The organism is Nocardia sp. IBHARD005 (assembly GCF_052814245.1).
Genome location: NZ_CP199935.1, coordinates 3,981,659 through 4,006,130 on the forward strand (window position 1 = coordinate 3,981,659; position 24,472 = coordinate 4,006,130).

The window sequence follows — 24,472 nt, forward strand, 5'->3', positions numbered from 1 at the left end:
CGGCCTCATGAAGATGCCGGCGTTGTTGTCACGGAATACGGAAACGCTGCCCGGTGTCGCCGGGATCGCCCGGGTGGATCGCGATACCGGCCGATTGCTGCGCCGGGTAGGCCAGGGGGATGTGGTCGTCCTCGACCAGACCGACCTGGACCGTCACACCGCCGACCGGCTGGTCGAGGCGGGAGTGCTTGCGGTGATCAACACCTCCCCGTCGATTTCCGGGCGGTATCCCAATCTGGGACCGGAAGTGCTGGTGGCCAACGGGATCGTGCTGATGGACACGGTGTCCTCCGACGCGTTCGGCAGGATCAAGGACGGCGCCAAGGTCCGCATCGACGGCGGCATCGTCTACGCCGACAAGCTGACCAAGAAGGAACCCGAGGTCTTGGTCGAGGGCATCGAATTCGACGAGTCGGCGATCGCCGACCGGATGATCGAGGCGCGCAACGGTCTTGCCGACCACCTCGACGCGTTCGCGGGCAACACCACCGAATTCGTGCGCACCGAGAGCGCGCTGCTGATCGACGGTGTCGGGGTGCCCGATATCGAGCTGAACATGCGCAACCGGCATGTGGTCGTGATCGCCGACGGCTCCGGCCATCTCGCGGAACTGCAGCGCCTCAAGCCGTTCATCAAGGAGTACGCGCCGATCCTGATCGGCGTCGGCAGCGGCGCCGATACGTTGCGCAAGCTCAAGTACACACCCGATCTGATCGTCGGCGATCCCGACGAAATCAGCACGGAGACACTGAAATCCGGTGCCGAGATGATTCTGCCCGCCGACACCGACGGCCACGCGAAGGGTCTGGAGCGGATCCAGGATCTCGGGATCGGTGCCACCACGTTCCCGTCCTCGGGTTCGCCGACCGACTTGGCGCTGATGCTCGCTGATCATCACGGCGCGTCGCTCATCGTGCTGGCAGGCGCGCCCGCGTCGCTCGAGGATTTCTTCGACCGTGGCCGTCGCGACAGCAACCCGGCCACCTTCCTGACCCGGTTGAAGGTCGGCGCGAAGCTGGTCGACGCGAACGCGGTGTCGACGCTGTACCGCCACCGTTCCGCCGGTGCCGCGCTGGCGCTGGTGGTGCTGGCCGCGCTCGTGGCGATCGTCGTGGTGCTCTTGGCCTCGCGCAACGGCTCCGAGGTGCTCGACTGGGCGATCGAGTACTGGAACAGCTTCGTCGTGTGGGTGCGTGGTCTGCTGTGATCTCGCTGCGTCAACACGCCATCTCGATCGCGGCGATCTTCCTCGCGCTCGCGGTCGGGGTGGTGCTCGGTTCGCATACCCTCGCCGGCGACATGCTCGCGGGCCTGCGGTCGGACAAGACCGACCTGAACACCCAGGTAGACGCGCTGACCGCCCAGAACGCCCAGCTCACCGCCCGCCTCGACGCCGCCGACCAGTTCATCGCGGGCTCGGCAGCCCGAATCCTGAACGGCACCCTGGCCGACCGCACCGTCGTCGTCCTCACCACCCCCGACGCCGACCCCGCCGACATCGACGGCGTGAGCAACTCACTGCAAACAGCAGGAGCCACAGTGACCGGCCGCGTCGCCCTCGCCGAGTCTTTCGTCGACGAGGGGGAGGGCGACCGCATGCGCTCCGCCATGGCCAACATCGTCCCTGCGGGCGCCCAACTGACCATCGGAGCCGTAGACCAGGGCAGCCTCGCAGGCGACCTGCTCGGCCTTGCCCTGCTCCAAGACCCCACAACCAACCACCCACGCAGCACCCCCCAGGAACTGTCCCTCATCCTCGAAACCCTCCGAGGCGGCGACTTCCTCACCTACACCGACCCCCCGACCAGACCCGCCCAACTAGCCGTAGTCATCACCGGCAACGGTGTCGAACCCGACACCGGCCAGGGCGCGACTATCGCCCGCTTCACCGGCGCCCTCCGAGCGCGAGCCGCGGGAACAGTCCTCACAGGCCGCCAAGGCGCCGCCGAGAACAACGCCCCCATAGCCAACGTAAGAGCCCAGGCCCCCCTGGCGACAACAGTCACCACAGTCGACAACGTAGACCGCGAAATAGGCCGAGTAACAACAACACTCGCCCTGACAGAACAACTCGCAGGTGGCGCAGGCCGCTACGGAACAGGCACATCAGCGACCTCGCTGACTCTGGTAGCCATGCCCCGCTGACTGAGAACCTCACCACTTCCCCAAGGCAACCTCCCGCGACTCGCGTACCGACGTAACTCCTGATCTCGCGAGCACATGGGTAACTCGCCGGGGACCTCCAGAAGTCTCGAGCACCTCTCCGCGGGCCCGACAACCCAACACGCGGGCCCGCAAACGACCGGCAAAATACGCGGAGAGGCGGACTAGCGGTACAGTGGTGGTCCGTGGGTCATCAACGGAATCAGGCTAGAAATGCCACCAAGCACATCTTCGTGAGCGGTGGCGTCGCCTCCTCATTGGGTAAGGGTCTCACCGCCTCCAGCCTCGGTCAGCTCCTGACCGCGCGCGGCATGCGGGTGACGATGCAGAAGCTCGACCCGTATCTCAATGTCGATCCGGGCACCATGAACCCGTTCCAGCACGGCGAGGTGTTCGTCACCGAAGACGGCGCCGAGACCGACCTGGACGTGGGTCATTACGAACGTTTCCTCGATCGCGATCTCACGATGGACGCGAACGTGACCACGGGTCAGATCTATTCGACGGTGATCGCCAAGGAACGCCGCGGCGAGTATCTGGGCGATACGGTGCAGGTCATTCCGCATATCACCGACGAGATCAAGAATCGCATCCTGGCGATGCAGGGTCCTGATCTCGAGGGGCATGTGCCGGATGTGGTGATCACCGAGATCGGTGGCACCGTCGGTGACATCGAGTCGCAGCCGTTCCTCGAGGCCGCCCGCCAGATCCGCCACGATGTGGGTCGCGACAACGTGTTCTTCCTACATGTGTCGCTGGTGCCGTATCTGGCGCCCTCGGGTGAGCTCAAGACCAAGCCGACGCAGCATTCGGTGGCCGCGCTGCGCAATATCGGTATCCAGCCCGACGCGCTGATCCTGCGTTGCGACCGTGAGGTGCCGCAGGGTCTCAAGAACAAGATCGCGCTGATGTGTGACGTCGATGTGGAGGCGTGCATTTCCACGCCGGACGCGCCGTCGATCTACGACATCCCGAAGGTGCTGCACAGCGAGGGTCTCGATGCCTATGTGGTGCGCAAGCTCGGGCTGCCGTTCCGCGATGTGGACTGGGCGGTGTGGGGTGATCTGCTCGATCGCGTGCATTCCCCGCGCGAGACCGTCGAGGTGGCACTGGTCGGCAAGTACGTCGATCTGCCCGATGCCTACCTGTCGGTGACCGAGGCGCTGCGTGCGGGTGGTTTCGCGCATCGCGCCAAGGTGAACATCCGCTGGGTGCCGTCGGACGAGTGCGAGACCGAGGTCGGCGCGCAGGCGGCGCTGCGCGATGTCGACGCCGTGTTGATCCCCGGCGGGTTCGGCATTCGCGGCATCGAGGGCAAGCTCGGCGCGATCGGCTACGCCCGGCATCGCGGAATCCCGCTGCTCGGTCTGTGCCTTGGTTTGCAGTGTGTGGTCATCGAGGCGGCGCGTTCGGTCGGTATCGCCGACGCGAACTCCGCGGAATTCGAGCCGGATACCAAGAACCCGGTGATCTCGACGATGGCCGACCAGGAAGACGTTGTCGCCGGTGAAGCCGATCTGGGCGGCACCATGCGGTTGGGCGCCTACCCCGCCACCTTGAAGAAGGGCTCGGTCGTCGCGCAGGCGTACGGCACCGAGAAGGTGTCCGAGCGGCACCGGCACCGGTTCGAGGTGAACAACTCCTACCGCGACGCCATCGCCAAGAGCGGGCTGGTCTTCTCCGGCACCTCGCCTGACGGGCACCTGGTGGAGTTCGTCGAATACCCGGCGTCGGTGCATCCGTTCTTCGTCGCCACCCAGGCGCATCCGGAGCTCAAGAGCCGTCCCACCCGGCCGCATCCGCTGTTCGCGGCGCTGATCAACGCCGCGTTGAAATATAAACTGGCCGAACGCCTTCCCGTAGACTTCCCGGAGGAAGAGCTCGCGGAGCAGGCCGCGGACGCATAGGAACATCGGCGATAGGAACGCATGAGCGAGCCCGGTAGTCACGACTTCGAGACGGTGTCGAGCCGGGTGCTCTACAGCGGCGCGATCCTGGCCTTGCGCCAGGATCAGGTCAGGATGCCGGACGGGCGGGTCGCCGAGCGTGAGGTCATCGAGCATCACGGTGCTGTCGCGGTGCTCGCGCTCGACGACGACGGCACTGTGGTGCTGATCCGCCAGTATCGGCATCCGATCGGTACCCGGCTGCTGGAACTGCCCGCCGGGCTGCTCGATATCGAGGGTGAGGACCCGCTTACCGCGGCCAAGCGTGAGCTGGCCGAGGAGACGGGCCTCGCCGCCGCGCAGTGGTCGGTGCTGGTGGATGTGGCGTTGTCGCCGGGCTTCACCGACGAGGCGCTTCGGGTGTTCTTCGCGACCGGTCTCAGCGCCACCGACCGGCCCGATCCCGAGCACGAGGAAGCGGATCTGGAGCTGGTGCGGATGCCGCTCGACGAGGCGGTGCGAGCCGCGCTGGCGGGGGAGATCGTGAACGCGACCGCGGTGGCGGGGGTGCTCGCCTACGCGGCGGCTCAGGCGAGTGGGGTGCCGCTGCGCGCTGCCGACGCGCCGTGGCCCGGTCAACCGACGACGTTCCTGCGGCGTAAAGCCGCCGAGGCGCAGTCAGCGCCGACTCGCGGTAACCACGCGTGACCACGGCAGCCGAACCCGTCGCAGTGGTCGGCGGGGACTAGACAGGCAAGGGCGTGCTGGAGCGCGAGATCGACGCCTACCTCGACCACCTCACGGTCGAGCGCGGAGCCGCGCGCAACACCCTCGGTGCCTACCGTCGTGATCTGGCCCGCTACCGGAATTTCCTCACCGGTCGTGGAATCGAGAGCTTGAGCGCGGTGGCCCAAGGCGACGTCGCTGAATTCACCATGGCGTTGCGTTCCGGCGGCGCTGATCACCCCGCGCTGGCAGCGGGTTCGGTGGCGAGGGCGTTGATCGCGGTGCGCGGGTTGCACCGGTTCGCCGCCGCCGAGGGCATGACCGACACCGATGTGGCGCACGCGGTGAAACCGCCCGCGCCGGGTCGGCGGTTGCCCAAAGCGCTGCCCTACGACCAGGTTCTGCGACTTCTCGAGTCGGCGGGCGGCGAACCGGATGGCGCCGAAGGGGGACCGCGCGGATTGCGCGACCGGGCACTGCTGGAACTGCTCTACTCCACGGGCGCGCGGATCTCGGAAATGGTCGGGCTCGACGTCGACGACATCGACGCCGAACAACGCTGTGTGGTGCTGCGCGGCAAGGGTGGAAAACAGCGCCTCGTCCCGATCGGCCGCCCTGCTCTCGCATCCGTCGAGGCGTATCTGGTGCGTGGTCGTCCCACCCTCGCCGCGAGCGGAAAAGGTTGCGGCGGAGCGCTTTTCCTCAACGCTCGCGGCGGCCGACTGTCACGGCAGAGCGCATGGCAGGTACTACAGACCGCTGCCGAGCGCGCCGGAATCGGCGCGACGGTCTCACCGCACACCCTGCGCCACTCCTTCGCCACCCACCTGCTCGACGGTGGCGCCGATGTGCGGGTGGTGCAGGAACTGCTCGGCCACGCTTCGGTGACCACGACCCAGATCTACACCCTCGTCACGGTGAGCACCATGCGCGAAGTGTGGGCCACCGCCCATCCGCGTGCCACGTGAACCGTACCCACCGGTCCGCGCTGAGCAGGTATCGTGCGAACACGCCCGGCGTTGCCATGCCGTACCTCACCGGTCCGAGCGGTAGCGTCTACCCAGAGTTGGACCGTACGAAAGCGAGCCGGTCGCAGGATCGGCCTCGCTACCCTCGACAGGGGTTACCGGCAAGGAAAACGTATAAGGAGCAGCGGATCGTGACGACAGCGGAAACACCGTGGGACGGTGGACCGGAACAGGTCGCCGAGGCCGTCGAGATGGGCCCGACAGGCCGCCCGCTGCGACTGGTACCCGATCCACCGCAGGTCCAGCGACATGGCGACGCACTCGTCGTGGCCATGTGCAATCAGAAGGGCGGGGTCGGAAAAACCACTTCGACCATCAATCTCGGCGCGGCACTGGCCGAATACGGTCGCCGGGTGCTGCTCGTCGACCTCGATCCGCAGGGTGCGCTCTCGGCCGGGCTCGGTGTGGCACACCACGATCTCGACCTCACCGTGCACGACCTGCTGATCGGCGGTAAAGCCAAGGTCGACGACGTGCTGCAGACCACCAAGGTCGACGGCATGGACCTGTTACCCAGCAATATCGACCTCTCCGCCGCCGAGATCCAGCTGGTCAACGAGGTCGGCCGCGAACAGTCGCTCGGCCGCGCCCTGCACGGTGTGCGCGATCGCTACGACTACATCCTCATCGACTGCCAGCCCTCGCTCGGCCTGCTCACGGTCAACGCGCTGGCCTGCTCCGACGGTGTGATCATTCCGATGGAATGCGAGTACTTCTCGCTGCGCGGCCTCGCCCTGCTCAACGACACCGTCGAGAAAGTGCGCGACCGGCTCAACCCGCGACTGAGCCTCTACGGCATCGTGGTCACCATGTTCGATGCGCGCCTGCTGCATTCGCGTCAGGTGATGTCGCGCGTGGTCGAGGTGTTCGGTGATCTGGTCTACGACACCGCCATCTCGCGCACCGTGCGCTTCCCCGATGCCAGCGTCGCCGGAGAGCCGATCACCACCTGGTCGCCGAAATCGGGCGGCGCCGAGTCGTATCGAGCGATGGCACGTGAAGTCATCCACCGGTCTGGCCGGTGATCGGAGCTACACCTGCGGTGCAAGCAGTACCCGAAGACGCGGTGCCGGCCGCGGAGAAACCCGGTTTTCACTTGCGGCTCACTAATTTCGAGGGGCCGTTCGATCTGCTGCTGACGTTGATCAGCTCGCGCAAACTCGATGTCACCGAAGTCGCGCTGCATCAGGTCACCGACGAATTCATCGCCTACACCAAGGCATTGACCGCTGAGCTGGCCGAGAACACCAAGCTGCGCGCGGACAAGATTCTCGATCAGACCACCGAATTTCTCGTCGTCGCCGCCACTTTGCTCGACCTCAAGGCGGCGCGGCTGCTGCCGTCGGGCGAGATGACCGACGCCGATGACCTCGAACTCCTCGACGCTCGCGACCTGCTGTTCGCGCGACTGCTGCAATACCGCGCGTTCAAGCAGGTGGCCGAGCTGCTCGCCGAGCTGGAAGCCGCGGCTCTGCGCCGGTATCCGCGCTCGGTGGCGCTCGAGGAACAGTTCGAAGGGCTGCTGCCAGAGGTCACCCTCGGGGTGGATATCGCGGCGTTCGCCGAGATCGCGGCGGCGGCCTTCCGGCCACGCCCGATCGCCGAGGTCGGGCTCGGGCATCTGCACATGCACACCATCTCGGTCGCCGAGCAGGCCGAGCTGGTGCTGGCCATGTTGAAGGAACGCGGCCCGGGCGGATGGACGACGTTCGCCGAATTGGTGGTCGACTGCACAGTCCCGGTGGAAATCGTGGCGAGGTTTCTGGCGTTGCTGGAGTTGTACCGGGGTAAAACCATCGCCTTCGACCAACCCGATCCGCTCGGGCCCCTTGCCGTCAGCTGGCTCGGCGAGCTCGACCCGGACGCCGAGGCAGCGGCGTTGACTTTCGAGGAAGACTACGGATGATCGGGTCAGGCCCGGAGGCGGTAGCCGAGCGTGACCACGTAGGGCCCTCGATCATCCAGGAAGGCGCAGCATGACTGAGGCAGTGGTGGAATTCACCTCTGAGCCACTCGACGACCTCGAATTGCGCTCGGCGCTCGAGGCGATGTTGCTGGTTGTCGACGCCCCGGCGCCGACAGAACAGCTGGCAGCGGCCTTGGACGACACCAGCGAGCGCGTCGAAACCGTCCTGCGCGCGATGTCGGCGGAACTGACCGCGCGGGGCAGCGGCATCGACCTGCGTTTCGTCGGTGACGGATGGCGCTTCTATACTCGACAGGAGTACGCGCCCTATGTCGAGCGGGTACTGCTCGACGGGGCCCGGACGAAGCTGACCCGGGCCGCCTTGGAAACCTTGGCGGTAGTCGCCTACCGCCAGCCGGTGACCCGCATGCGGGTCAGTGCGGTCCGAGGGGTGAACGTCGATGGAGTGATGCGCACGCTGCTGGCCAGGGGCTTGATCGCGGAAGCGGGTCAGGACCCCGACACCAACGGGACGTTGTACCGCACCACCGAGTTGTTCCTCGAACGGATCGGGCTCGCCTCGCTCGGCGACCTGCCACTGCTGGCGCCGCTGCTTCCCGGCGTCGATCTGATCGACGAGATCAGCGAGAGCCTGGAAACCGATCCGCGGTTCACCAGGCTGAAGAAACCCGCCGAGTCCGACATGGATCTCGGCACCGACGATTGACAGGACAGATGAATAATTCCGCTCGCCGAGATGGCACACCGGATCGAAGAAATCGCAGCGACCAGCCCCGAAGTGGCGCGAATCGAACCGCGGGTAACCGTGGCGAGGGTGCGCGCACCGGGCAGACCGGCTCTCGCGGCTCGGCTCCCAGCCGCCGTGGCACCGGCGCGGGTGGCTTCCAGCGCGGCAATCAGACAGCTGCCCGGTCCGCCGGCAGCTCCCAGCGTGACGCCGAGTCCGGCGGTCGCCGTGGTGGCTCCACCGGCGGTTACCAGCGTGACGATCGTCGCGGCGGCCCCGCCGGTGGTGACCGTCGCGGCAGTTCGCCCGGTGGATACCAGCGTGATGATCGACGCGGCGCCCCAGTCGGTGGCGACCGTCGTGGCCCGTCTGCCGGTGGTTACCAGCGTGACGACCGCCGTGGTGGCCCCGCCGGCGGTGGTCAGCGTGATGACCGTCGCAGCACCGGTGGCGGCTACCCGCGTGGTGACGCCGACCGCGAACAGCGTGGTGGCACAGCTGGTCAGCGCAGCGGCGCTTCGGCCGGATCACAGGCCTTCGCGGCTCGCAAGAAGACCACGAAGCCGCAGCGCAAGGTCGTCGCTCCGACGATCCTGAACAACGCCAAGCCCGCGCGTCACCAGCACGCTGATGTCACCGAGGGTCCCAAGAAGCTCCCGTGGGGCGAAGGCGAACGTCTGCAGAAGGTCCTCGCCAAGGCCGGTGTGGCTTCGCGCCGCGCCGCCGAGGAGATGATCGCCGCGGGTCGCGTCGAGGTCGACGGCAAGATCGTGCGCGAGCAGGGTCTGCGCATCGACGCCGAGAACGCGGTCGTGCGCGTCGACGGGACCCGTGTCGTGGTCCGCGACGAACTGGTGCACCTGGTGCTGAACAAGCCGAGGGGCTGGCAGTCCACCATGTCCGACGACCTGGGGCGCCCGTGCGTCGGCGATATCATCGCCGAGCGGATCGCCGCTGGTCAGCGCCTGTTCCACGTCGGCCGCCTCGATGCCGACACCGAGGGCCTGCTGCTGGTCACCAATGACGGCGAGATGGCGCATCGACTGATGCACCCCTCGTTCGAAGTTCCCAAGACCTATTTGGCCACCGTCGACGGCGAGGTGAACTACCGCTTGGTCGGTAAGCGCTTGCGCGAAGGCGTCGAGCTAGAGGACGGGCCCGCCAAGGTCGACAAGTTCATGGTGCTCGAGGCCTACCAGGGCCGGTCGCTGGTGAAGCTCGTGCTGCACGAGGGCCGCAAGCACATCGTGCGTAGGCTGCTCGACGAGGTCGGCCACCCGGTGATCCGGCTGGTGCGCACCCACCTCGGCCCGGTGGCACTGGGTGACCAGCGTCCCGGCACGCTGCGGGTGCTCGGCCGCGACGAGATCGGCAAACTCTACGAGGCGGTGCAGCTGTGAACGGTGTCGACTTTCCCCTGGAATTCGATGGCAACCGGATGACCGGGGACGCGACGCTCATCGTCGCGATGGACGGCCCGTCCGGCACCGGCAAGTCCAGCGTGTCTCGCCGTCTCGCCACCCGTCTCGGTGCGCGCTACCTCGACACCGGTGCCATGTACCGGGTCGCGACCCTGCGCGTGCTGCGTGCGGGCGTCGAGCTGACCGATGCGGCCGCGATCGCGCAAACCGTTGCGGGGATGCCGCTTTCGATCGGCACCGATCCCAGCCACGAGGTCATCGAACTCGACGGTGAAGACGTCTCGGACGAGATCCGCGGCGACGCCGTCACCAAGGCGGTCTCGGCGGTTTCCGCGGTGGCGCAGGTGCGCGAGCAGCTCGTTGCCCTGCAGCGTGAGATCGCGGCGATGTCGGGACGCATCGTGGTCGAAGGCCGCGATATCGGCACCGTCGTGCTCACCGGCGCCGACGCCAAGATCTATCTCACCGCCTCCGCGCAGGCACGCGCCGAGCGGCGCAACGCTCAGAACATCCGCGAGGGCCGCGGCGACGATTACGCGGCCGTGCTGGCCGACGTGCAGCGCCGCGACACCCTCGACTCCACCCGCACAGTGTCGCCGTTGCGCCCCGCCGCCGACGCGGTGCTCGTCGACACCAGCGACCTGACGATGGCACAGACCATCGAGGAGCTGTATCGCGTGGTGGCTCAGCAGCTTTCGGCCACGACAGGAGGTCCGCGATGATCGAAGAGATTCTCGTAGGCGACGGAACCTGGACCGACGAGTCCGAATGGGAAGTCCTCGATATCGATGGGGACGGTGACGGCCAACAGCACGTCGCGATGCCGACGCTTGCCGTGGTCGGGCGCCCCAACGTGGGCAAGTCGACCCTGGTCAACCGCATCCTCGGCCGACGCGAAGCGGTGGTCGAAGACGTTCCCGGGGTGACCCGTGACCGCATTTCGTACGAGGCCAACTGGGCCGGGCGCCGTTTCATGGTGCAGGACACCGGCGGGTGGGAACCCGACGCCAAGGGTCTGCAGGCTCATGTCGCGCGCCAGGCCGAGGTGGCGATGGAGACCGCCGACGCGATCCTGCTCGTGGTCGACGCCACGGTCGGCGCGACCACGACCGACGAGGCCGCGGTGCGCAAGCTGCGCCGCTCCAAGATCCCGGTGATCCTGGTGGCCAACAAGGTCGACGACCAGAAGGTCGAACTCGAGGCCGCCACGCTGTGGTCGCTGGGTCTCGGCGAGCCGCGCATGGTCTCGGCCGCGCACGGCCGTGGCACCGGTGACCTGCTCGACGACGTGCTCAGCGCGTTGCCCGAGACCCCGCGTGAAGGCACCGCTGTCGCGGGTCCGCGTCGTGTGGCACTGGTCGGCAAGCCGAACGTCGGCAAGTCCAGCCTGCTCAACAAGCTGGCCGGCGACGAGCGTTCGGTGGTCCACGATGTCGCGGGCACCACCGTCGATCCGGTCGACTCGCTGGTCGAGCTGGGCGGCAAGACGTGGAAGTTCGTCGACACCGCCGGTCTGCGCCGCAAGGTCTCCAATGCCACCGGCACCGAGTTCTACGCGTCGCTGCGCACGAAGTCGGCGCTGGAGGCGTCCGAGGTCGCGATCATGCTGATCGACGCCTCGGTGCCGATCACCGAGCAGGATCTGCGCGTGATCAGCCTGGTCGCCGAGTCCGGTCGTGCGCTGGTGCTGGCGTTCAACAAGTGGGACCTGGTCGACGAGGACCGCCGCTACATGCTCGAGCGCGAGATCGATCGCGACCTGGTGCGGGTGCCGTGGGCGCAGCGGGTCAACATCTCCGCCCACACCGGCCGCGCCGTGGCCAAGCTGGTGCCGCAGATGGAAACCGCGCTCGAGTCCTGGGACAAGCGCATCTCCACCGGCCGCCTCAACACCTGGCTGAAGGAAGTCATCGCGGCCACCCCGCCGCCGATGCGTGGCGGCCGTCAGCCCCGCGTCATGTTCGCCACTCAGGCGAGCACTCGCCCGCCGACGTTCGTGCTGTTCACCACCGGGTTCCTCGAGGCAGGCTACCGCCGCTTCCTGGAGCGCCGTCTGCGTGAGGAATTCGGCTTCGACGGTTCGCCGGTGCGCATCTCGGTGCGTGTGCGCGAGAAGAAGGAACGCAAGAAGTAATTCGAGTGTCAGACGAGTGAGCCTCGGCGAATATCGCCGGGGCTCTTCGTTTTTCAGGCTACCAATACGCGGTCGAGCAGGTGGTCGACCAATTGTGTTGCGCGCGAGGCATAGTCGTCGTTGGTGAGCATTCCTTGCGCCAGCCCGCCGACCGCGAGCAGGATCACCTCGGCGTCGGCGACAAGGGTCTGCTCGTCGGCGCCGGGCCCGCGCAACTGTCGCAGTTGCCCAGCGACAGCGTCGACGATGAAGTTCGGCGCTTGCACGGTATCGGCTGATTCGACGTCGGGACCGGTGAGCGTCGCGGCGTGGAAGATGCCGAGAATGACGGCGTCGCGCCGACTGGGTTCGTCGAGGGGGAGTATCGCGAGCAGGATCGTGCGGACGATATCGCGCGGACCGGCGTCGGGCCCGAGCGCCGCGAACCCCTGGGTCATCCGGGTGCCGGAGTCCTCGACGACAGCACGGTGGGTGGCGAGCAGGAACTCCCGTTTGGTGCCGAAGTAGTACTGCACCGACCGCACCGAGACCCCGGCCTCCACGGCGACGGACTGGAAAGTCGCGGCGTCGAGCCCACCGCGGGCGATCACCCGGCGGGCGGCACCGGTGATGGACCTGCGACGTTCTTCGTGATCGGCCAAGCGTGGCACCGTGGCTCCCCTCTGATCTGGCTGCACGAGAAGTTTTCATGGTACGCCCATATCACCTTTGTGGTACGGTGATATCACCAACGAGAAGCAGGGGTGGTCATGGCCAAGATCGGGCGGTTCAAGAACGACAAGGCGCGCGAGGAGTATCTGCGGACCTATCGCGAACTGGAAAAGCAGTGGCGGATCCCGTCGACCACGGTCGACATCAGTACCTCCTTCGGATCCACTCGCGTCCGCAAAGCCGGTGCGGGAGAAGGGGTGCCGATCGTGCTGATGCACTCACTCGGCGGCAACAGCCTGTCCTGGGACCACGTCATCGAGGACTTCGCTCGCGATCGCGTCGTCTATATGCCCGAAATGATCGGCGCTCCCGGTCTCAGTGTGCAGACCGCGCCGATCGACGAATCGCGCTTCGGTACCTGGTTCGGCGAGGTCCTCGACGGTCTCGGCGTCGACCGGGTTCATCTGGTCGGTTACTCACAGGGCGCGTGGCAGGTGTTGGTCATCGCGACCACTCAGCAGACGCGGCTGGCGAGCGTGAACGTGGTAGAGCCGAGCGGCACCTTGACGAAGATCACATGGAGCCTGCTGTGGATGATGCTCCGCGTCGGAGCCCGGCCCACGGATAAGAACCTCCGCACGATGAACGCACGGCTCAACCCCGGCGTCGCGTTGACCGACGCGGAATTCGCGGGCGTGAAGGCGGCTCTCGGGTATATCCCCACGATCGGCTATCCGAAGATGTTCACCGACGAGCGGCTGGCCACGATCACATCGCCGACCCTGGTGCTGATCGGGTCGGAGTCGTTGGTGGTCGATCCGCAACTCGCCGAACAACGCCTGCGCGACAACCTGTCCACCTGCGAAGTCGAGATCGTTCCCCAGGCGGGACACGGCCTCTTCCACCAGTTCCCGAAACTGGTGACTGCACGCATTCTCGACTTCACCCGCCGCTACGAGCCGACGGACGCCCACCAAGGCAAGTAGACAACGCGCGCCGCGACTCGCCATTGCCGACCAGGTGCCACCACGCCGCACCCGCGATCACGTCGAGGAAACACGACCGCAGGCCTGACAATTGACTGAGAACTACCGGGTGGTGGAAACCTTGGCAATGTCGGGCACGTTGGTAGCGGTAAGAGGTCCTCTGTGGCCTCCGCGAGGGAGTGCGTGATGAGTCTTATCGGAACCCTGGTCGGCTACGCGTTGACCGTGTTCTTGCTGTTGCTGATCGCTCGGCTGGTGGTGGACTGGATAGATGCCCTTGGCAACGGTCCGCAGTGGGCGCGCAAGGCACGGGAGGTAACTCACGCCGCGACCGAACCGGTGATCGCCCCGGTCCGCAAGGTACTGAAGCCGATCCGCATCGGCGACTTCTCCCTCGACCTGGCCTTCACCGCCGTGTTCATCGCAGTCCTGATCCTGCGCGCGGTCGCGTTCAGCCTGTAGTCGAGGTGCTCATTGCCGAAGCGGGTCGTCGAGATCAGTGCCTGCGCTGACCCGCAAACCGGCCACGGTCTCCGCGGCGATTGCCGGCCAATCCGGAAAAATGTTGCGCGCCTCGGGATCCAGGAACACCATCCTGACCTGATTGACTCCCGGCGCCGAACAGGAATTCAGCGCGATAGCCACCGGTGTCGCGGCCGGACATCCATATACCATCGCCGGAGTGTCCGACCAGGTCCGCGTCAGGCGTAGCAGGCTCGGCGTTACCGTTCCGGTCGTCGCGGTGCCCGTGTGCGCCGCAGCGCCGGGCTCGCCAACTCCCGCAGCTGCGCGGTGCCGTCGTCGTCGAGCGAGAACACCCGGGCGAACGCCGCCACGATCTGATCGGACGGATGCCTATCGCGGCCTTGTTCGAGCCGGATGTAGTGATCGGCGCTCATCCCGGCGAGTGGGGCCGTCCTCTGCACTGTCAAGGCTCGGGGTAGCCCGCGCGATCAGCGGCAGATGCGGATGTTCATTGTCGGCGACGCCACCGAGCGACGGTCTGCCCACGATGCGTTGCGTCCAAGCGGTTTCGGCTAGCCGTCGGTGCCCTCCACTCGCCAACGCGTGCGCACCGCGCGCACGCAGGATGCGTCGGTGAGGGCGTCGACCGTGTCGGTGAGGGCGGATTCCCTGGCGCGGTGGGTGAGCACGATCAGGTGGGCGGCGTCGTTGTGGTGCTCTTGACGGACCCGCTCGATGCTCACCCCGTGGTCGGCGAAGGTCGATGCGACCCGAGCCAGGGCGCCGGCGTGGTCGGTGACGTGCAGGTTCAGGTAGAAGCGGGTCGGGGTGTCGCCGAGCGGCGCGACGGGGAGTTCGGCGTAGTAGGAGGCGCGGGGTGCGCGGCCGCCGTTGACGCGGTTTCGTGCGGCGGTGACCAAGTCGCCGAGCAGCGCCGATGCGGTGGCTTTCGGGGCATGGCGGCCAGCGAACATCAGCTGCCCAGCGCAGTCCGCCTCGACGGTCACCGCGGGTGCGTCCACCTGGGCGAGCCGGTGGGTGGCAGGAATCAGCGCAGGGTGTACGCGCACCGAAATCTGTTCCTTGCCACCGTCTTCGGGGCCTGACTGCTCGCTGACCCTGGTGCAGACGGTGAGTTGTCGCAGCCGCAGTGACAACGCTTGCGCGGCGGCGAGGGCGTGTGGGTCGGCCGCCCCGAACTCCTCGAAGTGCACATCGGCGACTTCCACTCTGGTGTGAAACGCCAACGTCGCCAGGATCGCGGCTTGCGCAACCGGATTCGCGCCGTCGAGGGGGAAGACCCCGAGCACTTGCCGCACCCGATCGCCCGACAGTGATTGGGTCAGTGGCCGCACTACCGGCACCCCGCCCGCGACCGCCGCCTCGAAGCACAGGTCTGCCCCGTATTCCTCCGCGGCCGCGGCCAGTCGGTGTCCGTGCTCGGCGATCAGTGCCGTATTCGCGGTGACCACCGACCTGCCTGCACGCAGCGCGGCGAGCACTGTGGTCGACGATGCGGTGGTCGCGGTCGCGTCGACGAGTAGATCGGCGCCCGACACCGCCCCGAGTACCAACCGCGTCCCGGCGCGTTCGCTCAGATCATCGACGGTGTGGCGAAAGATCCGCGCCACCTCCTCGGCCAGCGCGCCGGTGCCGAGAACGGCGACCGCCAGAGCGGAGCGAGCGGAACGGAAGTGCTGATCGATCACCGGAATACGCCTAACGCCGAGAGCTGCCGAACCGGGAGCCGACGCTTCGCGCCACCCCCTGACTGCCAGTATCGCGTCCGGAACTCTTCGGCGGCAGTCGTTTTCGTTTCCGAATTGGTACGGCCGTGCCCGGATTGCCTGGATACTCGGAGGGGTCACCCGCGGATCGCACGCGGGCGAGCAGGGGAGAGGACTTCGCAGATGGCCCTGGTTGTGCAGAAATTCGGCGGTTCGTCGGTAGCCACCGCGGAGCGGATCCGGCGGGTCGCCGAGCGGATCGTGGAGACGAAGAAGCAGGGGCACGACGTGGTGGTGGTCTGCTCGGCAATGGGCGATACCACCGATGAGCTCCTCGAATTGGCGGCCCAGATCGCCTCGGCACCGGAACCGCGCGAGCTGGACATGCTGCTCACCGCAGGGGAGCGGATCTCGAATGCCTTGGTGGCCATGGCGATTCATTCACTCGGAGCCGAAGCCAGATCGCTGACCGGCTCCCAAGCCGGCGTGATCACCACCGGCGCCCACGGCCGCGCCAAGATCATCGAAGTCGACCCGGGCCGGGTGCGCCGCGCCCTCGACGACGGTGAAGTGGTGTTGGTCGCCGGGTTCCAGGGTGTGAGCCAGGACAACCACGATGTCACCACCCTCGGCCGTGGCGGCTCCGACACGACCGCCGTCGCGCTGGCCGCGGCATTGTGCGCCGACGTCTGCGAGATCTACACCGACGTCGACGGTGTCTTCACCGCCGACCCGCGCATCGTGGCCGACGCCCAGAAACTCGACCAGATCTCCTACGAGGAAATGCTGGAAATGGCGGCCTGCGGTTCGAAGGTTCTCATGCTGCGTTGCGTCGAATACGCGCGCCGCTACCAGGTGCCCGTGCACGTGCGCTCGTCCTACACCGACAACATCGGCACCACCGTCTTCGGCTCGATGGCCGATATCCCCGCCGACCAGGCCGTGCTCACCGGTGTCGCGCACGACCGCAACGAGGCCAAGGTGACCGTCGTCGGTCTGCCCGACGAACCCGGTTACGCGGCCAAGGTGTTCCGCGCGGTCGCCGACGCCGAGATCGGCATCGACATGGTCGTGCAGAACACCGGTACCGGGCGCACCGATATCACCTTCACCCTGCCCGCCGCCGACGGCGCGCGTGCCGTAGCCCTGCTACGCGACCGCCGCGCCGAGATCGGCTTCGCCGACGTCCGCTACGACGACCGCGTCGGCAAGGTCTCGCTGATCGGCGCGGGCATGCGCAACAATCCGGGCGTCACCGCCACCTTCTGTGAGGCGCTGGCCGCGGCGGACATCAACCTCGACCTGATCGCCACCTCGGAGATCCGCATCTCCGTGCTGGTCCGCGACACCGACCTCGACGCAGCGGTGCGCATCCTGCATCGGGCCTTCGACCTCGGTGGAGCCGAGGTCGCCGTGGTGCACGGCGGGACCGGTCGCTAATCCCCTCTTTGCCCCACACCGGAATCCGGCGTAATTTATCGTTCAGTCGACTCCATCGGAGGCTTTGGTTGAGTATCCGGATAACCTCCTTCACCCGGAGCGGTCTCGAGTTCGACGTGGTCGACTCCGGCCCGATCGACGGCCCGGTGATCGTCGCCTTGCACGGCTTCCCCCAGACCGCGACCTCGCTGACCCCCCTCACCGTCTTGCTCAACGCGCGTGGCTACCGCACTATCGCGCCCGATCAGCGTGGGTATTCTCCGGGGGCGCGACCGCGCGGCGTGCGTGCCTACCGAGTGTCGGAGCTGGTCGGCGACGTGGTCGCACTGGTGGATGCCATCGGCCGCGGGCCGGTCAACCTCGTCGGACACGACTGGGGCGCCATGGTCGCGTGGTCGATGGCGGCGGCCCGGCCCGACCTGGTCCGCACACTGGTGACCATCTCGGTCCCGCACCCGAGTGCCTACGTCCGGTCGCTGGTGTCCAGCGATCAGCTCGTCCGCTCCTACTACATGGCGCTGTTCCAGATCCCGGGACTGCCCGAACGGCTTCTGCGTGCTCGTCCCGCGGTGTTGGACGGGCTGCTGGCCAAGACGGGGATGTCCGAGGACTCCATCGCCAGGGTGCGCAGTGAGATCGTCGACGGTGGTGCGCTCACCGGCGCTCTCAACTGGTACCGGGCAATGCTGTCGTTGGCGCCGAACATGGTTTCGGCACCGATCGAGGTTCCGGTGACCCATGTGTGGAGCACCGGTGACACGGCACTGTCGCGCCGTGGCGCCGAATTGACCGAACGTCACGTGGCCGGGGACTACCGCCTGGCCGTGATCGAGGGCGCATCGCACTGGATACCCGACGAACGCCCCGCCGAGCTGGCCGAGTTGATCATCGACCGGGTCGAATCCGTGCCGGGCCGCTGAGGCATCGATCGCCCGGATCCGACGTGCCGGTCAGCCGATCGGCGCGGTCAGGGTCCGCCACCCTTCCACGGTCGCCGGGATCAACGGCGCCCGCCGCAACGCGCGCGCGGCCAGCTGCTCGATGATCCGACCGCGCACTCCCGGCCATTCGTCGTGCAGGATCGAATAGAACGCGGTATCGCGCACCGCGCCGTCGAGCCCACGCGAATGTGCCCGCCGCACACCGTCACTCACCGCGCCGAGGCGTTCGATCGCCGCCCGGGAGCGCAGGTTGCGGGCATCGGCGCGCAAGGTCACCCGCCGCACACCCCAGCTCTCGAAGGCGTGCGACAGCAGCAACAGCTTGGAGTCGAGATTCACCTGACCGCCCCGCACTGCCGGGGTGAGCCAGGTGTTGCCGATCTCCACCGCGTCGGGGATGGCCCCGCCGGGCAACGCGGTGACAGGTTCGGCGGACAACGGCCAGGTCAGCGGCCCCTGCCAGTAGTCGAGCCGGGTGAATCGGGTCGCCCCGACCACGCTCTCGTCGGCGACGGTGACGATCGCGAAGGCCAGCGCCGTGCCTGCCAGTTGCGCCGCCTCGGCCTGGAAGACATAGGTGCGAGCCTCCTGTTCGCCGTGCGGGACGATGGTGAACCCGGCCGGTCCGTCCAGCGCGGCAGCCGCGGCGACCAGGCCGGGAACATGATGGGGTGCAAGAGGTTCCAGCCGTGCGATGCGGCCGTGGAGGATAACGGGTGCGGGCATGGTGACCGGCGTCCTTCGTCTGAGAGGGTCGCCGAAAGCGCGAGGCGTGGATCTCACGCGGCACGCGACTTCGGCGAAGCGACACGAACGATCCAGCAGCATCGAAAACTAGAAGGACAGTAGCCGAACGTGACGCGATCCCCACATCGAACGCAGGATGTCGCGGCCGGAATGTTTCCTGCGCGACGATCGGTTCCTCTCAGACCTGTCACGGCGCGGTTTCCGCGCGTCGTCGGCAACGAAGCGGTTCGGGGCCTACGGGTTTCGGGCGTGAGAGGAGTTCGCTGAGCGGATTCCGTCACGGTGCCGTGTCGACGGCTCGCGGAGGTACCAACTGGATCGCGGTGCGTTTGGGTACGTTTTCCCGCGTCGGGGCCGTAACGGTTCGATAAATGACACGCTTGTCGGCTTCTTGAGCAAATGTCCAGTTGGCTTGGGGTTTCGCCAGTTCCAACCCGTGTTCTTCGGGAATGTAACGCGCGTTATCTATCCGTGTCGCACAGGTGTTCTATGTGATGCAGATCACATCACCTGTTCTCTGGCTGGCCCAGCTGGCAAGCTCGCAATTGCTGAACGTTAACCATTCGTGATCATCCACCGGGTCGACGCGGAGTCGCGGTGCAGAACGCCCCGCACGTCCGTCACGGCGCGACGGTCATCGAAAGATCCGGTACGGATCGCTTATCGGCCGTGTCGGGGCGGCTGCCAGGAAGGGACCGCGTTGTTATGAGCAGCATCTACTTCGAATCGAACAGCAACCTGACAGTTACCGGTCGGGGTCGCCGCGTGACCGCCGCCTCGTCCGCCGAATCGCCCATCGCGCCGCTGGCGACACCGGGGCTGGTCCTCGGCCTGATCCTGCTCGGCCTCGGCGTGGCCGGTCTGCCGCGGCTCGGCGACTGGGTGGGCAATTACGGGTCCGTCCTGGTCGTGCTGGCCTATCTCCTCTATACGGCCGCGGCTGTGAGCCTGGCACTCTGGGGCGCGTTCACCGTCTGGTCGCTGCATCGGCGATAGCTGATCGGGGAATGTATCCGGCGCAGGGGGTGGGATACATTCCCGGGCGGAACTCGGCGAAACGGAGCGCTGAAGGGCCTACGGGTAGGCTGACCAGGTGAAGCAACTGTGAAACACCTGACCGTCGGCGTCGTCGCGACCTCTCGCAAGGAAAACGAACACCGGCTGGCCATCCACCCGGCTCACCTCGACCGCATCGATCCCCAACTGCGCGGTCAGATCTACCTCGAACACGGTTACGGCAACCGATTCGGTTACCCCGACGACGTCCTCGCCCCGCTGGTAGCGGGTCATCGCACGCGCGACGAGCTCTTCGCCGAGTGCGATGTGCTCCTGCTGGCCAAGCCGCTGGCCGAAGACCTCGCGCAGATGCGCCCCGGCACGACCGTGTGGGGCTGGCCGCACTGCGTGCAGGACGCGCGGATGACCCAGCTGGCTGTCGACCGCGACCTGACCCTGATCGCCTGGGAGGCGATGAACCACTGGACGAAATCGGGTGCTTTCAGCGTCCACGTGTTCCACAAGAACAACGAACTGGCCGGTTACTGCTCGGTCATGCACGCCCTCCAATTGCGCGGCGTGAGTGGAGATTACGGTCGCCGGATGCGCGCGGCGGTGATCAGCTTCGGCGCCACCGCGCGGGGTGCGGTGCGGGCACTGTCGGCGATGGGGATCAGTGATGTGACGGTGCTGACCCAGCGCAGCGTGTCGGCGGTGGCCTCGCCGTTCGCATCGGTGCGGATGCAGCATTTCCAGCGTGATCCGGGACTGCCCGGCCGGACACTCGCGCTCGAGGCACCCGAGCCGGGGCCGTTGGCGCAGATGCTGGCCAACTACGACGTGGTCGTGAACTGCATGTTCCAGGACACCGAGGACCCGTTGACGTTCGTCATGAACGACGACCTCGAACTGTTCACGCGCGGAACACTTTTCGTAGACGTCTCCTGCGACGAGGGGATGGGCTTCGAGTTCTCGCGCCCGACCTCGTTCGCCGATCCGATGTTCACCGTCGGTGACGATCTGCACTACTACGGTGTCGACCACAGCCCCTCGTTCCTCTGGGACTCGGCGACATGGGAGAACTCCGAAGCCCTGCTCGAGTACCTGCCCGTCGTGCTCGGCGGACCCGAAGCGTGGGATGGCAGCGAAACGATTCGCCGTGCAATCGAGATTCGCGACGGTCGGGTGAAGAACCCGCGGATCCTGTCGTTCCAGGGTCGCTCCGACGTCTATCCGTACGCGGTGAAATGACGCCTGAGCGTCCCTTGCGCGTTGTCTACCTCGTGGTGGTTTCCGCCGCCATCGCCGCGACCGCCCTGCTGGTCGCCCCCGTGGCCATTCACCGGCTGCTGTTCCGCCGACATCGTCTCGGCGTGCTCGTGCTCGGTGCCCACCGCCTGGCACTCTCGGAATCGCGCTACTCGGGGTCGCGCTGACGGGCATGGCGGTGCTGATCTTCGATATGGTCGTCGGCACCGCCGCGGGCGTCATCGCGGGAATTGTCGCGGCCGTGCTGTGCTGGGCTTGTGGGTGGTCCAGCCGTTGTTTTATCGGCGCTAGCGCGCCGGGCGCCAAGCCGAGCAGGCCGAGGGCGAAATCCGCGTAGGCGGTGGCGATCTGTTCGGGGGAGGACGGGCCGTCGAGCCGAAACCATTGGGGGAGTGCGGTACACATTGTCGCGATGGCACGCCCCGCGTCGCGCGCGTGGGCGGTCGATCTGCCTGCTTCGGCGAGCGCGGCATCGATGTCGGCATCGAGAAGGCCAGTGCCTCGACGACACAGCTCACGCGTTCGCGGCCGTTCGCGCCGTCGAGGCGTGCCGCGCGCACCCGCCGGTAGTTCCTGCGTGCCCACGGCGTCGAGGTGCACGGGGAGCTGCGCGTCGAACTGATCAGTGGTGGCCGGTCCAATCTGACGTTCGCCGCCGCCGATGACGTCTCGCGCTGGGTCGCCCACCGGTCGCCGGCCTCACCCAGTCCGCCCACGACATGGGGCGCGAATACACCGTCACCAGCGCGCTGCGGAAATCCGCTGTGCCCGTGGCGAAGACGATCGCCTTCGACGCGACCGGATCCGCGCTCGGCGCACCGATGGCGGTCGTCGAGTTCGTCGACGGGACGGTATTTCGAGATCAGGACGAGCTGGCGGCGCTCACCGATGAGCAGGTGAATTCCAGTGCGCGCGAGCTGGTTCGCGTCCTCGCCGAGCTGCACGCGGTCGACCCGGCCGCTGTCGGCCTCGAAACATTCGGTCGGCCGAACGGTTTCGTCGCCCGGCAGGTCGAGCTCTGGGCATCCCAGTGGGAGCGGGTCAAAACCCGCGAACTTCCCGACGTGGCAACCCTGCACGCCGCGCTGAACGCTACGATCCCGCGGGAATCGTCGGCCTCGATCGTGCACGGGGATTTCCGTATCGACAATACGATCCTCGACAGCGCGGACCCGAAAACTGTTCGTGCAGTGGTCGATTGGGAGCTCTCAACCCTGGGCGATCCACTCACCGACGTGGCTCTCATGTGTGTTTACCGTGCCCCGATCTTCGCCGTGATCCTCGGCACCCGGGCCGCGTGGACCAGCTCCCGCCTGCCGAGCCCCGATACCCTCGCTCAGACCTACGCGACCTCGTCGGGGCGCGACCTGGACAACTGGGGCTTCTACCTCGCCCTGGCCAACTTCAAACTGGGCATCATCGGCGAAGGCATCACCCACCGGGCCAACCAGGGTTCCGATACGGGTTCCGCCGCCGACCGGGCAGCCGAGGCCACTACGGAATTCATGGCCGCAGGCCTGCGTGCGCTGAGCCGCAGGCCTGCGTGCGCTGAAGGGATCAGCGCAGTAGCCAACAGTCCGCGTGCGGGTCGAGCCGATCGCAGTCGGCACCCGGCGTGAGTACTCGACAAGGCCTCGCGTGTTCGGTCAGTCGCCGATGATCTCCGCGGGCAGAAACAACGTGCCGAGCTGCATCGCGATCGCAGTGCTGTGTTCGACGATCCGCTCGGAGTCCACGTCGAGCACGCCCGTGCGCCAGGCGGACAGCAGTTCTATGAACCCGCCGATGCCTGCCAGTGTGCTCATACGCATGGCGGTTTCGTCGATATCGGGGCGTAGATAGGGCCAGGCGATCGCGATGAGCCCATCGGTCGCGTCGGTGAGCATGGTTTTGCGCCGCTGTTCGAGCACAGCACTGCCCGCGTGATCGGCCAGCAGGATCCTGGCCCGCCCGCGGAGATCGGTCTGCAGTCCGACGGCGCGGGCGATGGTCGCACGCGTGATCTCGAGTGGTGTCCGGTCGGCATGTTCGGCGACAACACTCGCCAGCTCGGCGAACACCTCGGTGCACACCTCGTCCCAGACCGCGGCGAGCAGTTCGTCGCGGTCGGCGAAGTGCTCGTAGAAGTAGCGGTCGTTGAGCGAGGCCCGCTGGCACACACCGCGCATGGTCACCGCGGCCCAGCCGTTGTCGAGCCAGATATCGAGGGCGGCCTCGACCAGGCCGACCCGCCGCTGCGCCCTGCGCTCGTCGGCGGTCCGCCCGCCCCAGGTTCGAGCCGGTGCGCGCACATCCATGGTTGACAAAGTACTCCTCCGCGCGCCTAATTGGTGTCAGGTGCGGCCAATGGTGGCAGATGCCACCAGTTAGGGCCTCGCCGGGTAGAACCGGGAGTTGCCATGCGATTGTTCCCCTTCGGCGGTCATCGCCGGACCACGAACGCCGATGCGGTGGTGACCGGCGCGGGTAGTGGCATCGGACGCGCGTTCGCCGTCGAATTGGGTCGCCGCGGCGGCCGCGTCGTGTGCTCCGACATCGATTCCGGCCGTGCGGCCGACACCGCCGAACTCGTCGAGGCGGCGGGCGGCACAGCGATCGGTACCCGCTGCGATGTCACCGTGATCGATGAGGTCACCCGGTTGGCCGCGACCGCGCAGGACTGGTTCGGCGGTCCGCCCACCGTGGTCGTCAACAATGCCGGTATCGGGGCGGGCGGACCGGTGGTCGGCGAGTTCGCCCTCGATGATTGGCAGCGCACGCTCGGCGTGAATCTCTGGGGCGTCATCCACGGCTGCCACGTTTTCGCGCCGATCCTGCGCGCGGCCGGGCGTGGAGCACTGGTGAACGTCGCCTCGGCGGCCGCGTTCGGCGCGGCACCCCGGATGGCGGCCTACAACGTCAGCAAGGCGGGTGTGCTCGCCCTGTCGGAGACGATGTCGGCCGAGCTGGCCGGCACCGGCGTCGGCGTCACGGTGCTGTGCCCGACCGGCGTGAAAACCAATATCATGCAGGCGGATTCGCCCATGGACGACACCGCCGAGCGTCTCGGCGGGCTGCTGCTGCGCTGGACCGGACGCGCACCGGCCGCCATCGTCCGCACCACCCTCGACGCGGTCGACCGCGGCGACCTCTACGTGGTGCCGCAGCTCGAGGCCAAGATGCTCTGGCAGGCCAAACGATGGCTGCCCACCACCTACACCCGTTCGGCAGGACTGCTGGAGCGGGTCGTGCGCTGATC

The 24,472-nt window shown here is 67.1% G+C and carries 26 protein-coding genes and 2 pseudogenes; 21 read left to right on the forward strand and 7 right to left on the reverse strand.

Annotation, left to right across the window (positions count from 1 at the left end):
• Positions 1 to 7 precede the first annotated feature (7 nt).
• From steA to der, 11 genes are all read left to right on the forward strand, one after another.
• Positions 8 to 1,207: a putative cytokinetic ring protein SteA gene (steA, locus tag ACTWPB_RS18645; RefSeq protein WP_446221880.1), complete on the forward strand. Its 1,200-nt coding sequence runs from the start codon at positions 8 to 10 to the stop codon at positions 1,205 to 1,207.
• Entirely contained in the window at positions 1,204 to 2,145 is a 942-nt protein-coding gene (locus tag ACTWPB_RS18650; protein ID WP_446226407.1) for a copper transporter, read from the forward strand. Before steA ends, ACTWPB_RS18650 begins: the two co-directional genes overlap by 4 nt.
• Before the next feature lie 203 nt (positions 2,146 to 2,348).
• Positions 2,349 to 4,070 carry a CTP synthase gene (locus tag ACTWPB_RS18655; protein WP_446221881.1) on the forward strand — a complete coding sequence of 574 codons (1,722 nt, stop codon included), beginning with the start codon at positions 2,349 to 2,351 and terminating at the stop codon, positions 4,068 to 4,070.
• Positions 4,071 to 4,091: 21 nt separating this feature from the next.
• Positions 4,092 to 4,757 carry an NUDIX domain-containing protein gene (locus ACTWPB_RS18660; RefSeq protein WP_446221882.1) on the forward strand — a complete coding sequence of 222 codons (666 nt, stop codon included), beginning with the start codon at positions 4,092 to 4,094 and terminating at the stop codon, positions 4,755 to 4,757.
• Between the two features lie 53 nt (positions 4,758 to 4,810).
• Entirely contained in the window at positions 4,811 to 5,743 is a 933-nt protein-coding gene (gene xerD / locus ACTWPB_RS18665) for a site-specific tyrosine recombinase XerD (RefSeq protein ID WP_446221883.1), read from the forward strand.
• A 251-nt stretch (positions 5,744 to 5,994) separates the two neighbouring features.
• Positions 5,995 to 6,828, forward strand: a complete 834-nt coding sequence (locus ACTWPB_RS18670; protein WP_228538008.1) for a ParA family protein — start codon at positions 5,995 to 5,997, stop codon at positions 6,826 to 6,828.
• Positions 6,825 to 7,709 carry a segregation and condensation protein A gene (locus ACTWPB_RS18675; protein ID WP_446221884.1) on the forward strand — a complete coding sequence of 295 codons (885 nt, stop codon included), beginning with the start codon at positions 6,825 to 6,827 and terminating at the stop codon, positions 7,707 to 7,709. Before ACTWPB_RS18670 ends, ACTWPB_RS18675 begins: the two co-directional genes overlap by 4 nt.
• 70 nt (positions 7,710 to 7,779) lie before the next feature.
• Entirely contained in the window at positions 7,780 to 8,436 is a 657-nt protein-coding gene (scpB, locus tag ACTWPB_RS18680) for an SMC-Scp complex subunit ScpB (protein WP_446221885.1), read from the forward strand.
• Positions 8,437 to 8,444: 8 nt separating this feature from the next.
• Complete coding sequence (locus ACTWPB_RS18685) at positions 8,445 to 9,857, forward strand: pseudouridine synthase (protein WP_446221886.1); 1,413 nt, start codon at positions 8,445 to 8,447, stop codon at positions 9,855 to 9,857.
• A gap of 38 nt (positions 9,858 to 9,895) precedes the next feature.
• Entirely contained in the window at positions 9,896 to 10,600 is a 705-nt protein-coding gene (gene cmk / locus ACTWPB_RS18690; RefSeq protein WP_446226408.1) for a (d)CMP kinase, read from the forward strand.
• Complete coding sequence (der, locus tag ACTWPB_RS18695; RefSeq protein WP_446221887.1) at positions 10,597 to 12,012, forward strand: ribosome biogenesis GTPase Der; 1,416 nt, start codon at positions 10,597 to 10,599, stop codon at positions 12,010 to 12,012. Before cmk ends, der begins: the two co-directional genes overlap by 4 nt.
• 53 nt (positions 12,013 to 12,065) lie before the next feature.
• Here der and ACTWPB_RS18700 read toward each other — a convergent pair whose 3' ends face one another.
• Entirely contained in the window at positions 12,066 to 12,662 is a 597-nt protein-coding gene (locus ACTWPB_RS18700; protein ID WP_446221888.1) for a TetR/AcrR family transcriptional regulator, read from the reverse strand.
• A 99-nt stretch (positions 12,663 to 12,761) separates the two neighbouring features.
• On the opposite strand from ACTWPB_RS18700, the gene ACTWPB_RS18705 reads away from it, so the two are divergent.
• Both ACTWPB_RS18705 and ACTWPB_RS18710 read left to right on the forward strand, forming a co-directional pair.
• The gene (locus tag ACTWPB_RS18705) at positions 12,762 to 13,649 is read left to right on the forward strand and encodes an alpha/beta fold hydrolase (RefSeq protein WP_446221889.1); all 888 of its coding nucleotides are present in this window, start codon (positions 12,762 to 12,764) and stop codon (positions 13,647 to 13,649) included.
• Positions 13,650 to 13,835: 186 nt separating this feature from the next.
• Positions 13,836 to 14,111: a YggT family protein gene (locus ACTWPB_RS18710; RefSeq protein ID WP_378972769.1), complete on the forward strand. Its 276-nt coding sequence runs from the start codon at positions 13,836 to 13,838 to the stop codon at positions 14,109 to 14,111.
• A 9-nt stretch (positions 14,112 to 14,120) separates the two neighbouring features.
• Here ACTWPB_RS18710 and ACTWPB_RS18715 read toward each other — a convergent pair whose 3' ends face one another.
• From ACTWPB_RS18715 to ACTWPB_RS18725, 3 genes are all read right to left on the reverse strand, one after another.
• Positions 14,121 to 14,324, reverse strand: a complete 204-nt coding sequence (locus ACTWPB_RS18715; protein ID WP_446221890.1) for an MmyB family transcriptional regulator — start codon at positions 14,322 to 14,324, stop codon at positions 14,121 to 14,123.
• A gap of 47 nt (positions 14,325 to 14,371) precedes the next feature.
• Positions 14,372 to 14,548, reverse strand: coding sequence for a hypothetical protein (locus tag ACTWPB_RS18720; RefSeq protein ID WP_446221891.1), 177 nt, complete (start codon positions 14,546 to 14,548; stop codon positions 14,372 to 14,374).
• Positions 14,549 to 14,686: 138 nt separating this feature from the next.
• Positions 14,687 to 15,823, reverse strand: coding sequence for an ACT domain-containing protein (locus tag ACTWPB_RS18725; protein ID WP_446221892.1), 1,137 nt, complete (start codon positions 15,821 to 15,823; stop codon positions 14,687 to 14,689).
• Positions 15,824 to 16,024: 201 nt separating this feature from the next.
• Here ACTWPB_RS18725 and ACTWPB_RS18730 point away from each other — a divergent pair, with 201 nt between their 5' ends.
• Together ACTWPB_RS18730 and ACTWPB_RS18735 are read left to right on the forward strand one after the other, a co-directional pair.
• Positions 16,025 to 17,281, forward strand: a complete 1,257-nt coding sequence (locus ACTWPB_RS18730) for an aspartate kinase (RefSeq protein WP_446221893.1) — start codon at positions 16,025 to 16,027, stop codon at positions 17,279 to 17,281.
• Positions 17,282 to 17,349: 68 nt separating this feature from the next.
• The gene (locus ACTWPB_RS18735; RefSeq protein WP_446221894.1) at positions 17,350 to 18,201 is read left to right on the forward strand and encodes an alpha/beta fold hydrolase; all 852 of its coding nucleotides are present in this window, start codon (positions 17,350 to 17,352) and stop codon (positions 18,199 to 18,201) included.
• 30 nt (positions 18,202 to 18,231) lie between these two features.
• On the opposite strand, the gene ACTWPB_RS18740 is transcribed toward ACTWPB_RS18735, so the two are convergent.
• Complete coding sequence (locus ACTWPB_RS18740) at positions 18,232 to 18,948, reverse strand: GNAT family N-acetyltransferase (protein ID WP_446221895.1); 717 nt, start codon at positions 18,946 to 18,948, stop codon at positions 18,232 to 18,234.
• A 726-nt stretch (positions 18,949 to 19,674) separates the two neighbouring features.
• On the opposite strand from ACTWPB_RS18740, the gene ACTWPB_RS18745 reads away from it, so the two are divergent.
• From ACTWPB_RS18745 to ACTWPB_RS18760, 4 genes are all read left to right on the forward strand, one after another.
• Positions 19,675 to 19,965, forward strand: coding sequence for a hypothetical protein (locus tag ACTWPB_RS18745; RefSeq protein ID WP_446221896.1), 291 nt, complete (start codon positions 19,675 to 19,677; stop codon positions 19,963 to 19,965).
• A 108-nt stretch (positions 19,966 to 20,073) separates the two neighbouring features.
• The gene (locus tag ACTWPB_RS18750; protein WP_446221897.1) at positions 20,074 to 21,216 is read left to right on the forward strand and encodes a N(5)-(carboxyethyl)ornithine synthase; all 1,143 of its coding nucleotides are present in this window, start codon (positions 20,074 to 20,076) and stop codon (positions 21,214 to 21,216) included.
• Entirely contained in the window at positions 21,213 to 21,401 is a 189-nt protein-coding gene (locus ACTWPB_RS18755) for a DUF6328 family protein (protein WP_446221898.1), read from the forward strand. Before ACTWPB_RS18750 ends, ACTWPB_RS18755 begins: the two co-directional genes overlap by 4 nt.
• 5 nt (positions 21,402 to 21,406) lie before the next feature.
• Positions 21,407 to 21,571 (forward strand): hypothetical protein, encoded by a 165-nt coding sequence (locus ACTWPB_RS18760; RefSeq protein WP_446221899.1) that lies wholly within the window; start codon positions 21,407 to 21,409, stop codon positions 21,569 to 21,571.
• A 35-nt stretch (positions 21,572 to 21,606) separates the two neighbouring features.
• Here ACTWPB_RS18760 and ACTWPB_RS18765 read toward each other — a convergent pair.
• A pseudogene (locus ACTWPB_RS18765) lies at positions 21,607 to 21,834 on the reverse strand (hypothetical protein); the annotation flags it as partial.
• On the opposite strand from ACTWPB_RS18765, the pseudogene ACTWPB_RS18770 reads away from it, so the two are divergent.
• Positions 21,808 to 22,853 (forward strand): annotated as a pseudogene (locus ACTWPB_RS18770) (phosphotransferase family protein). The pseudogenes ACTWPB_RS18765 and ACTWPB_RS18770 overlap by 27 nt on opposite strands.
• Positions 22,854 to 22,880: 27 nt before the next feature.
• Here ACTWPB_RS18770 and ACTWPB_RS18775 read toward each other — a convergent pair.
• The gene (locus tag ACTWPB_RS18775; RefSeq protein WP_446226409.1) at positions 22,881 to 23,525 is read right to left on the reverse strand and encodes a TetR/AcrR family transcriptional regulator; all 645 of its coding nucleotides are present in this window, start codon (positions 23,523 to 23,525) and stop codon (positions 22,881 to 22,883) included.
• Positions 23,526 to 23,633: 108 nt separating this feature from the next.
• On the opposite strand from ACTWPB_RS18775, the gene ACTWPB_RS18780 reads away from it, so the two are divergent.
• Positions 23,634 to 24,470, forward strand: a complete 837-nt coding sequence (locus ACTWPB_RS18780; protein ID WP_446221900.1) for an SDR family NAD(P)-dependent oxidoreductase — start codon at positions 23,634 to 23,636, stop codon at positions 24,468 to 24,470.
• Positions 24,471 to 24,472: the final 2 nt, after the last annotated feature.

Coding starts and splice junctions, on each gene's coding strand:
- steA (WP_446221880.1), top strand. CDS start 8: ATGAAGATGCCGGCGTTGTTGTCACGGAATACGGAAACGCTGCCCGGT.
- ACTWPB_RS18660 (WP_446221882.1), top strand. CDS start 4,092: ATGAGCGAGCCCGGTAGTCACGACTTCGAGACGGTGTCGAGCCGGGTG.
- ACTWPB_RS18670 (WP_228538008.1), top strand. CDS start 5,995: ATGGGCCCGACAGGCCGCCCGCTGCGACTGGTACCCGATCCACCGCAG.
- scpB (WP_446221885.1), top strand. CDS start 7,780: ATGACTGAGGCAGTGGTGGAATTCACCTCTGAGCCACTCGACGACCTC.
- ACTWPB_RS18685 (WP_446221886.1), top strand. CDS start 8,445: ATGAATAATTCCGCTCGCCGAGATGGCACACCGGATCGAAGAAATCGC.
- cmk (WP_446226408.1), top strand. CDS start 9,896: ATGACCGGGGACGCGACGCTCATCGTCGCGATGGACGGCCCGTCCGGC.
- der (WP_446221887.1), top strand. CDS start 10,597: ATGATCGAAGAGATTCTCGTAGGCGACGGAACCTGGACCGACGAGTCC.
- ACTWPB_RS18705 (WP_446221889.1), top strand. CDS start 12,762: ATGGCCAAGATCGGGCGGTTCAAGAACGACAAGGCGCGCGAGGAGTAT.
- ACTWPB_RS18710 (WP_378972769.1), top strand. CDS start 13,836: ATGAGTCTTATCGGAACCCTGGTCGGCTACGCGTTGACCGTGTTCTTG.
- ACTWPB_RS18715 (WP_446221890.1), bottom strand. CDS start 14,324: ATGGTATATGGATGTCCGGCCGCGACACCGGTGGCTATCGCGCTGAAT.
- ACTWPB_RS18720 (WP_446221891.1), bottom strand. CDS start 14,548: ATGAGCGCCGATCACTACATCCGGCTCGAACAAGGCCGCGATAGGCAT.
- ACTWPB_RS18730 (WP_446221893.1), top strand. CDS start 16,025: ATGGCCCTGGTTGTGCAGAAATTCGGCGGTTCGTCGGTAGCCACCGCG.
- ACTWPB_RS18740 (WP_446221895.1), bottom strand. CDS start 18,948: ATGCCCGCACCCGTTATCCTCCACGGCCGCATCGCACGGCTGGAACCT.
- ACTWPB_RS18745 (WP_446221896.1), top strand. CDS start 19,675: ATGAGCAGCATCTACTTCGAATCGAACAGCAACCTGACAGTTACCGGT.
- ACTWPB_RS18755 (WP_446221898.1), top strand. CDS start 21,213: ATGACGCCTGAGCGTCCCTTGCGCGTTGTCTACCTCGTGGTGGTTTCC.
- ACTWPB_RS18760 (WP_446221899.1), top strand. CDS start 21,407: ATGGCGGTGCTGATCTTCGATATGGTCGTCGGCACCGCCGCGGGCGTC.
- ACTWPB_RS18780 (WP_446221900.1), top strand. CDS start 23,634: ATGCGATTGTTCCCCTTCGGCGGTCATCGCCGGACCACGAACGCCGAT.